The organism is Flavobacterium arsenatis, from assembly GCF_031456785.1.
In the GTDB taxonomy this organism is placed as follows: Bacteria; Bacteroidota; Bacteroidia; order Flavobacteriales; family Flavobacteriaceae; genus Flavobacterium; species Flavobacterium arsenatis.
In genome coordinates this window covers 116,450-126,788 of sequence record NZ_JAVDVI010000013.1, presented here as the reverse complement: position 1 = coordinate 126,788, position 10,339 = coordinate 116,450, and the positions used below count along the sequence as shown (strand labels likewise).

General features: G+C 35.9%; 8 protein-coding genes. 5 read left to right on the top strand and 3 right to left on the bottom strand.

Going from position 1 to position 10,339, the window contains the following annotated elements:
• The first annotated feature begins 139 nt into the window (after positions 1–139).
• The 3 genes from J2X31_RS14255 (at position 140) to J2X31_RS14245 (ending at position 3,554) form a co-directional block, all read left to right on the top strand.
• Positions 140–1,147 carry an RHS repeat-associated core domain-containing protein gene (locus tag J2X31_RS14255; RefSeq protein WP_310027543.1) on the top strand — a complete coding sequence of 336 codons (1,008 nt, stop codon included), beginning with the start codon at positions 140–142 and terminating at the stop codon, positions 1,145–1,147.
• Positions 1,148–1,639: 492 nt separating this feature from the next.
• A complete protein-coding gene (locus J2X31_RS14250) occupies positions 1,640–2,953 on the top strand; it encodes an RHS repeat domain-containing protein (protein WP_310027542.1) in 1,314 nt (437 codons plus the stop codon).
• Entirely contained in the window at positions 2,937–3,554 is a 618-nt protein-coding gene (locus J2X31_RS14245; RefSeq protein WP_310027540.1) for a hypothetical protein, read from the top strand. The genes J2X31_RS14250 and J2X31_RS14245 overlap by 17 nt, the downstream gene beginning before the upstream one ends.
• A gap of 115 nt (positions 3,555–3,669) precedes the next feature.
• On the opposite strand, the gene J2X31_RS14240 is transcribed toward J2X31_RS14245, so the two are convergent.
• The 3 genes from J2X31_RS14240 to hutH all read right to left on the bottom strand — a co-directional run bounded on the left by J2X31_RS14240 (position 3,670) and on the right by hutH (position 6,351).
• The gene (locus tag J2X31_RS14240; protein ID WP_310027538.1) at positions 3,670–3,822 is read right to left on the bottom strand and encodes a hypothetical protein; all 153 of its coding nucleotides are present in this window, start codon (positions 3,820–3,822) and stop codon (positions 3,670–3,672) included.
• A gap of 93 nt (positions 3,823–3,915) precedes the next feature.
• Entirely contained in the window at positions 3,916–4,674 is a 759-nt protein-coding gene (yaaA, locus tag J2X31_RS14235; RefSeq protein WP_310027537.1) for a peroxide stress protein YaaA, read from the bottom strand.
• 168 nt (positions 4,675–4,842) lie between these two features.
• Positions 4,843–6,351, bottom strand: coding sequence for a histidine ammonia-lyase (gene hutH, locus J2X31_RS14230; protein ID WP_310027535.1), 1,509 nt, complete (start codon positions 6,349–6,351; stop codon positions 4,843–4,845).
• 558 nt (positions 6,352–6,909) lie between these two features.
• Here hutH and thrA point away from each other — a divergent pair.
• Together thrA and J2X31_RS14220 are read left to right on the top strand one after the other, a co-directional pair.
• Positions 6,910–9,357: a bifunctional aspartate kinase/homoserine dehydrogenase I gene (gene thrA, locus J2X31_RS14225; protein WP_310027533.1), complete on the top strand. Its 2,448-nt coding sequence runs from the start codon at positions 6,910–6,912 to the stop codon at positions 9,355–9,357.
• Positions 9,358–9,386: 29 nt separating this feature from the next.
• Positions 9,387–10,316 (top strand): homoserine kinase, encoded by a 930-nt coding sequence (locus tag J2X31_RS14220; RefSeq protein ID WP_310027532.1) that lies wholly within the window; start codon positions 9,387–9,389, stop codon positions 10,314–10,316.
• Positions 10,317–10,339: the final 23 nt, after the last annotated feature.

The following is a 10,339-nucleotide window of genomic DNA, read 5'->3' as shown; positions in this document are numbered from 1 at the left end:
GTTAGCGTTACAGATGGAAAGTTCAAGTATGTGTACAACTATACGGACCACCTTGGGAACATCAGGCTGAGCTACAGCCGTCCGGAATTGACCTCCCCCGTTGGTGATCATGGAGGAGAGCCACTACTATCCGTTTGGGATGAAGCACAGCAACTATGCGGGTGAGAAATATGAATATGTGAGGGGACCCGGTGGTGATGGTTTTGTTATCTTGGAGGCTGTTGAAAGGAACAAGTATCAGTATAAGTACAATGGGAAGGAGTTCCAAGATGAATTAGGGCTTAATATGTATGCAATGGATGCACGTCAATACGACCCTGCGATTGGTAGATGGATTGTACAAGATCCTGTAGTACACTTTGATTTTTCGCCGTATAGTGCTTTTGATAATAATCCTGTATTTTGGGCTGACCCTAGTGGAGCAGATGCTGTTTATAATTGGGGGACAGGGAAATACATGGATGGAAACAATGAGGTTTCTTTTGAGCAAGCAATGGCAAGTCATGGATTAAATGCTGATGGTAGTAATCAAGAAACTCCTCCTGATGATATAACTGTAAATTCAAAAGGAGAAGTTACAAATGTTGTTAAAACTGATAGGGCTGATAGATATTTTGATGAAGATGGAACTCAATTATTTTTTAATGATCCAAAATTTGATAGCCAATGGTCAGGATATAAAAAAGGTGATAAATTATACACTTCAATTAGTACACAAAATATTCTACAAATGATTTTAGATGCTGGAGTAAATTTTAGAGGTGGTTTTTCTGGTTACTTTGGTATTGCTTTTAAATCACATAGTTCAGCAGATTTTGGATTCAATGTATTAAGACACAAATATAATATGTATAATACAGAATATGATGGCTATGAGGCTGGTAATGGTGCTTTTTTTAGGGTAGATGGTCAGAAATCGATATATAATTTTGCTGACTTTTCCCAGTTTCTTTGGGGCGGTTGGATGAGAGGAAATACTATGACTTTAACAGAAGCTTCAATGGGAGCTCATATGAATAATTTTTTATCGACAATTTTTTCAATCGATAGAAGTGGTGGTATTTCTGATTCAGAAGCTGACCAGCGAGCTATTCAAAATGGTTATAATTATATTAACAATCTTATATCACAATGGAGAAAAAAATAAAGAGAATTTCAATTATAAACTATGTCTTTATAATAATAATTGTTGTTGCTGGTTTAATACAACTATATTTTCAAGGTGAATATATTAACTATAGAAGATTAAGAGCTGTAATAGGTTATTTTGTAATTGTTCCATCAGTATTTATTTCATTGCTATTAACCTTTTCTATCTTTAGATATTATTATAAAAACAAGTTTAAAAAACCTTTAATATATTTTTTTTCGGCTATACTTGGAATTTTACTTTTTATCTATTTGTGTGTAATTTCAATTTGGATAATCATTCAGGTCTTGCTTTAAAAAATCTAGGTATTATATCAGATGCCCCGCTACTAGCACGAGTCGGTAATGTATCAAATTAGGGCATAGACTAAATTTAGAAACTAAACCATTGAAAAACAGCATTTAGTGTAAAAACCAAATGCTGTTTTTTGTTATATGGAAATAGGTTCTGAATGATTATAATTGATTTATATATAACCCAAATGGTAATATGACCGAGGACTGGAATAAAGGAATCCATAGGATAAGCTACAACCACCTTAATCTTCCGACAAAGATTGAATTTGACAAGAACGGTGTAAAGACAATTGATTATCTTTACAATGCCCTTGGGGTGAAGCTCAAGAAGATGATAAATGATAAGTTGGCTGAGCCCAGCCTACATCAGGATACGGACTACCTTGGAGGCTTCCAGTATGTGGACAATAAATTGCAGTTTTTCCCGACGGCCGAGGGGTATGTTAGTGTTGTCGAGGATAAGGATTTCAATTATGTCTATAGCTACAAGGACCATCTTGGCAACATCAGGCTGAGCTACAGTATGGACTACAAGGATGATGCCTTGAAGGTTTTGGAGGAGAACCACTACTATCCTTTTGGGATGAAGCACAGCTACAACAAGGAGATTTATGAATGGGGAGGCAATAAGGATGATGGGACTCTCCATGCGATATTGGCGGAGGTGCAAAGGAGCAACTATCAGTATAAGTTTCAAGGACAAGAGCGTCAAGATGAGCTATCATTGAACTGGGACAGCTTTAAGTATAGAAATTATGATTATGCGATAGGTAGGTTTATGAATATTGACCCGTTAGCGGAAGATTATACTTATCAATCACCATATAATTTTGCAGAAAATAAAGTTATAAGCCACCTTGAATTGGAAGGACTTGAAGGGATACATTCTTCAAAAGTTGATGGAGCTGGAATTAGAACACATGTAATACAAAAAAATGTAGTTGTATTAACCCAAGCACCAAGACCAATTAATGCAGGAGCAAGTCCTGAGAGAGCAGCAAGAATAGAAATGCAAAACGCAAGAATAGCGGAATCTAATATTGCAAAAGTTAATAGTGTTAAGGCTGAATTAAAAAGCTTTTATTCGGGGGCTAAAAACTCTGCTGGAGAATCTGTTGACTTCCAATTTAATGTAATCGCACAGGAAACTAATAATACAGATGGTGGAAGTACAAGAGATGTAGTTAATATTGGTGTTGCTAATGGAGTAGAATCAGGAGAAACCGCATATACAGGTGCTCCAAATAGTGTTGCTCCTGCAGCTGTTATAACAACTGATAGTTCTCGTGGACTTTTAGGTTTAACTAAAGGAAATGTAAAAGTAACTGTAAACTCAAGTGTACCTGGTGTTACAGCCCATGAAGTTGCACATACTTTAATGACGGGAGTAAAGAAAGAGGATGATTATCCTGGAGGTAATGGAGGTTTAATGGATTCGCCTCCTGGGCAAATTAACGCTAAAGAAGTAGATAGAATAATAGAAGATAGTTATGAAAAAAAGAAATAGTCAAAAGGTAATTTTGTGGTTTTTATTGTTTTTTAATTCTTTTGTTTTTTGCCAGCAATCAACATCAGAATATGTAATCATCACGTATGAAATTGATAGAAATAAAGACCAACATCCTATAAGAAATTATTATTGGATAGTACCTGTAAATACTTTAACAGGGGATAGGGATTTTAAAAAGTATCCATTATATTTTGATGAATTTTCTCAGGATGATTTAAATGACTGTAAAGGAAATAAGGATTTAGTTCTATTTACATTAGTTGCAAAAGAAGATTTTAATATTGGTGATAAAATAAAATCTGATATTGAAAAACTTAAATATATTGTCAAGGATAACCGTAAAAAAGTTGAGAGTGTAGTTAAAAAATGGACTAATGGATATACAGAAAAAATAACAATATATGTAACATCAGTTAAGGGTGATTTTTGTTGTAGCAATTTATCTTCTAATGATGAAAAAATGATTAATTATAGAGGTTTAATCTATTTGCCTATCGGAAATTTTAGTTTTAATAAACCTTTTTTTGAATCCGATAAATATAAAGAGTTTATACATGAAGATTATATAAATTCTGATTATGTTAATCTATCGGATTAGATGGTAATGTATCAGACGATTGGTAACTAATTATTTCATCAGACATTCGCAGAAATCAACTATTAACAATATTATCACAGTCAATAAAAAAACAACCCTCGGGTTGTTTTTTTATTTACTCCCTTTTCCAAATCCATCCAACCCCAACGAAAAGCATTACCACCAACGCCACAACCATCTGCAAAACCGCACAGATAATGCTGAACACAATCCCAACAGACGGTGTTGGAGCTGTACGCATCTGGTGGTTCTGCATTCCAGTCATCATTCTTGGATGAAATCAGGTCGTATTTGAGGTTGGTGCTGGCTTGAATTATCCGTTGGAAAGAAGTCGTGAAAGTCTTTGTTATTGCTCAAAAAATTATCGCGTAAAAACCAACTCATTTCCCTTTGAAAGATTTTCATCAAAACGATAACCGTCATAATCAAATCCTTTCAAATCATCAATAGTTTTAGCATCTGTATCAATGATGTACCGTACCATCATTCCTCTGGCTTTCTTTGCAAAGAAACTGATGATTTTCAGTTTTCCGTCCTTATAGTCCTTGAATTCAGGTGTAATCACTGGAACTTTCAAAGCCTTGAAATCAATAGCACCAGAATATTCCTTGCTCGCCAAATTAACAAATAGTTCGCCTTTTTTCAATTCCTTGTTCAATGATTTTGTTAGTTTTTCTTTCCAAAAGTCATATAGATTTTTACTGTCTTCAATTGGCAACTGAGTTCCCATTTCCAATCGATAGGGTTGCACCAAATCAAGCGGTTTCAACAATCCATACAAGCCCGAAAGAATCCTCAAACGCTCCTGAAGCATATCAATTTTTTCTGTTGGAATCGTATAAGCATCCAAACCAACATAAACATCTCCATTAAAAGCATACATTGCCGGACGGGCATTTATTGGGTTAAAGGGAGTTTTGAATTGCTTGTTGCGTTTCCAATTCAATTCTGCCAAATTATCCGAAATGTCCATCAATTCAGACAATTCTTTTGGCGATTTCTTTTTGATGATGCTGTTCACCAATCTGCTTTCCTTCATGAAAGCACTTTTTGTAAAACGGTCGGTTGGCAATTCAGTTTCAAAATCAAGCGATTTTGCTGGCGATATAATGATTTTCATTTGTTTCTATTTGATTTTCAAAAGTAGGAATTTTGATTTTAAAACGGCTTACGTCAAAATGGAATCTTTTGATTCTGCTATAATTGAAATTGATGTAAAGCATCTTGCAATCAACAAAAAAATCCCAAACGTCAAGCTTGGGATTTAATTATCAAATTATTTCATTTTCTAATTGAACAAGTCATCTTCAATTTGAAAACTGTTCAAAAATGCAACCGTCTTCTGAATATCATAGTGCAAGATTCGATCTTCGGATACAAACGGAACTTCCTCTCTATACGATTTCAAAAACATCTCAATAAAGTCACTTGACTGTAACGGACGTCTGAATTCAATTGCTTGAGAAGCATTCATCAGCTCAATTGCCAAGATACGCTCCAAATTTTCCATCACTTTCAAGGCTTTGGTTGCCGCATTCGCCCCCATACTCACATGGTCTTCTTGTCCGTTCGACGAAACAATGCTGTCAACACTTGCAGGAGTAGACAACTGTTTGTTCTGGCTTGCGATACTTGCGGCAGTATATTGCGGAATCATAAAACCAGAGTTTAATCCCGGATTGTCAACCAAGAAAGCGGGCAAACCTCTCAATCCAGAAATCAATTGGTAGGTTCTTCTTTCAGAAATACTTCCCAATTCAGATAAAGCAATGGCAATAAAATCCAATGCCAAAGCCAAAGGTTGACCGTGGAAATTGCCACCCGAAATAATCTGGTCGCTTTCAATGAATACATTTGGATTGTCAGTAACCGAATTTACTTCGGTCTTGAAAACCTTCTTCACATAATCAATTGCATCTTTAGAAGCTCCGTGAACCTGAGGCATGCATCTAAAGGAATAAGGATCCTGAACATGTTGTTTGTGGTGGTTGATGATTTGGCTTCCTTCAAGGAATTCACAAACCCGATTGGCGGTTACGATTTGGCCTTTATGTGGTCGTATAAAATGAATCAATTCATTGAAAGGTTCTTTTCTTCCATCAAAACCTTCAAGAGAAATAGTCCCGATTAAATCAGCCAAATACGAATATTTTACGGCTTTTATCAAAACATAAACACCATAAGCACTCATAAATTGAGTTCCGTTGAGCAACGCCAAACCTTCTTTGGATTGCAAAACAATTGGTTCCCATCCAAAATGTTCCAAAACATCTTTTGAAGACACTTTTTTGGTATTAAAATAGACCTCGCCTTCACCCAAAAGCGGTAAGGAAAGATGTGCCAATGGAGCTAAATCTCCAGAAGCTCCGAGCGAACCTTGGGTATAAATTACAGGAAGAATATCATTATTATAAAAATCAATCAAACGCTCAACCGTAATCAATTGAACACCCGAGTTGCCATAGCTCAACGATTGAATTTTGAGCAATAGCATCAACTTAACAATTTCTTGAGGAACTTCATCACCTGTTCCGCACGAATGCGACTTTACAAGGTTTTCCTGAAGTTGCGAAAGATTTTCATTGGAAATTTTAATGTTGTATAACGAGCCAAAACCCGTATTAATTCCGTAGATTGGATCACCGTGCAATTGCATCTTGTTGTCCAGATAATCACGGCATTTTTGTATGTTGACCTTTGCTTCTTCTGATAGTGCCAATTGCTTTTGTTCAACCATTATGTGCTGAATTTCTTCGAGCGTTAGCATGCTTGAACTGATATAATGTGTAGTATCCATTTGGTGTAAGTATTGAAACGCCAAAATTCAGTAAACGGTTGTTAAAAAGCAAGGTTTGTTGATAATATTTCGATAATATTAACCTATTGCTATATCGTTTTCGGATAACATTTCAATATATGATTAAATATGGTTTTTTAAATTGACTATAAATTTTGTTTGCTTTTTTTTAATCTTAAACACAACGTAGCGAAAGGAATAGCTTTAATATAATTCACTTTTATTAAGAATAATTGATTTTTAGAATCCTATTTACATTAAATTCTTTCCAATTCGCTTTTAAAGTATGATGGAATTAAAATATTCGTAAAAATTTCACGTAAGCTTTTATTATTGTTAGAAAAATGTACTTTTGAAAAACAAGATGTCAAACCATAAAGTAAAATATCAGTCTTCGATAACAACCAAAACTGTGGTTGTGCTTTCCGTTGGCACTACAACTTCTACAACAAGCACCCTTTAGGGGTAAAATTTTCACATATAATCCTATTATAATTATTCTTTTTTCAAAGAACAGCTAACTATTTAAACAGCATAAATTCCATAAAACAAAAAACAATGAGAACATTAAAATTCGGAGGAACTTCCGTAGCCAATGCCCAAAACATCAAACTCGTACTAGAAATCGTAAAAAACAAAGCCCAAGATTCGCAATTAATGGTTGTGGTTTCGGCTCTTAGTGGTGTTACTGATTTGCTTTTGGAAGCTTCTGCGAAAGCCGCATCAAAAGACAACGATTATAAATTGATTGTTGCTGAAATTGAGAAGAAACACCTTGAAGCTATAAAAGAACTCATTCCAGTAAGCGACCAAAGTGCTCTATTGAGCCATATAAAAAGGATCATCAACCATTTGGAAACTTTGCTCGACGGCTGTTTTCTTTTGGGAGAATTATCCAACAGGACTTCGGATACTATTTTAAGTTTTGGAGAATTGTGTTCGTCCTATATCATTGCCGAAGCATTGAAACAGCAGCTGCCGAACAGTATTTATAAAGACAGCCGCGAATTGATCAAGACCAACAATCACTTCGGAAAAGCCATCGTCAATTTCGAAATTACGAATCAATTGATTGCCGATTATTTCCATGTCAATACTGCTCAAGTAACCATTTTGCCTGGTTTTATAGCTTCTTCAACCGATGGAAACAATACCACTCTTGGTCGGGGAGGGTCGGATTATACGGCAGCCATAATTGCCGCAGGTTTGAATGCTTCTCATCTTGAAATTTGGACGGATGTAAACGGAATGTTTACCGCCAATCCCAAAATCGTGAAACAGGCACAGCCAATTGAAAAAATTTCCTATCAGGAAGCAATGGAGTTGTCGCATTTTGGAGCAAAAGTGTTGTATCCGCCAACAATACAACCCGTTTTGAATCGGAATATTCCAATCTTAATTAAAAACACGTTCGAACCCGAAGCGGAAGGAACTTATATTTCCAATGAAATCAATTACCAAACAAATCCCGTAAAAGGAATTTCTCACATTGATAAAATAGCACTATTAACCGTTGAAGGTTCAGGAATTATTGGGGTTTCAGGTTTTTCAAAGCGATTGTTTGAAGCATTGTCAAATGAAAACATCAACGTTATTTTTATTACTCAAGCGTCTTCTGAACATTCAATTTGCATCGGAATTCAAAACAGTGATGCCGAAAATGCACAATCGGCTATCGATAAAGCTTTTGAATTGGAAATCAGCCAAAAGAAAATCGACCTTTGTACGGCAGAAAAAAACCTTTGCATCGTAGCTTTGGTTGGAGAAAACATGAAGAACCATCAAGGTTTAAGCGGAAAAATGTTCAGTACTTTAGGGAAAAACAACGTCAACATTCGAGCGATTGCCCAAGGTGCTTCCGAACGAAATATTTCGGTTGTGGTAAACGAACGGGATGTAAAAAAAGCGTTGAACACACTTCACGAACGTTTCTTTGAAGACAATACTAAACAGCTGAATTTATTTGTGATGGGAGTTGGAAATGTAGGCGAAAAATTCATCGACCAAATCCATCAGCAAAAGAAATTCTTGAAAGATAATTTGAAGATCAATGTTCGCGTAATTGCACTTTCCAATTCCAGAAAAATGCATTTTGATGAAGATGGAATTACCTTGAAAGAATGGCAATCTGCTTTAGATAATGGAGAAGTGGCCAACAAGGAAAGCTTCATTTCAAAAGTAAAAGAACTGAATTACCGCAACAGTATTTTTGTAGATATTACTGCAAACGAAGTTGTGGCTCAAACTTACGATCAATACTTGGAGCAAAACATTGCAGTTGTAACGTGTAATAAAATAGCTTGTTCATCGGTATATTCCAATTATCAGAATTTAAAGCAATTATCCAGAAAATACAACGCTCCATTTTTGTTTGAAACTAATGTTGGTGCAGGTTTGCCCATTATTGATACTTTGAAACATCTGATTGCATCAGGCGATAAAATCAATAAAATCAATGCAGTTTTGTCAGGAAGTCTTAACTTTATCTTCAATAATTTCAATGAAAATGCTTCTTTCGAAGATGTCGTAAAAGAAGCCGGAGTTCAAGGTTTCACCGAACCCGACCCGAAAATCGATTTGAGTGGTGTTGATGTGGCCCGAAAAATTCTAATTCTGATACGGGAAAGTGGTTATGAAATGGATATCGATGAAATTGAAAACAATTGTTTCCTGCCACAAGAATGTATGGAAACCACCAACAATGAAGATTTTTTCGCATCATTGAAAAAGCATTCATCTCATTTTGAAGGTATTTTAGCCGAAGCAAAAGCAAAAGACAGCCGAATCAAATTTGTTGCTTCTTTTGATAACGGAAAAGCAAGTGTTGGTTTGCAGTTTATTCCGAAAGAAAGTCCGTTTTATAATTTGGAAGGAAAAGACAACATTGTAGAGTTTTACACCGATAGATATGTCGATCAACCTTTGATTATTAAAGGAGCTGGAGCTGGTGCGGCTGTAACGGCTTCGGGAATTTTTGCAGATGTAATCAGGATTGGAAATGTTTAGCCACTAATCCCCAAAGGGGTAATAAAAAAATGAACGAAATAAAACTATTCGCACCTGGAACAATTGCCAACTTATCTTGTGGATTCGACATTCTCGGATTGTGTTTGGATAATGTTGGCGACGAGATGATCATACGAAAAAGTAACCAAAAAGGCATCAGGATTACAAAGATTGTGGGTGCCGATTTGCCTTTTGAAACCGAAAAGAATGTTGCAGGAGTTGCCGCTTTGGCGATGCTTGAAACTATTGAAACCGGATTTGGGTTTGAGATAGAAATCTATAAAAACATCAAAGCCGGAAGTGGCATCGGAAGTAGTGCGGCAAGTTCGGCTGGAGCGGTTTTCGGAATCAATGAGTTATTGGGAAGGCCTTTTACAAATAAGGAATTAGTACAATTTGCCATGCAAGGCGAAAAATTGGCAAGTGGAAGTGCTCATGCAGATAATGTCGCACCTGCCTTGTTGGGCGGATTTACGTTGGTAAGAAGTTACGAACCTTTGGACATCATCAAAATCAAAAGTCCAGATGAGATGTTTGCAACCGTAATCCATCCACAAATTGAGTTGAGAACTTCAGATGCTCGTTCGATTTTAAAGCAAAACATTTCGCTTAAAAGTGCGATTGTACAATGGGGAAATGTGGGTGGCCTAATCGCTGGTTTATACACAAATGATTATGAATTGATTGGTCGTTCGTTGCACGATGAAATTGTAGAGCCATTAAGAAGCATTCTGATTCCTGCCTTCGATTTGGTAAAAAAATCAGCCATTGAAAACGGAGCCTTGGGAGTTGGTATTTCAGGTTCTGGACCATCAATTTTTGCTTTAAGCAAAGGAAAAGAAACTGCCGAAAAAGTAGCCAAAGTAATGTGTGAAGTATATGACGGAATCAATTTGCCTTATGAAATTCACGTTTCTAAAATCAATGATGAAGGGATAAAAGTTTTAAATTCCAATTAACAAATCCTAAATCCTAAATCTAA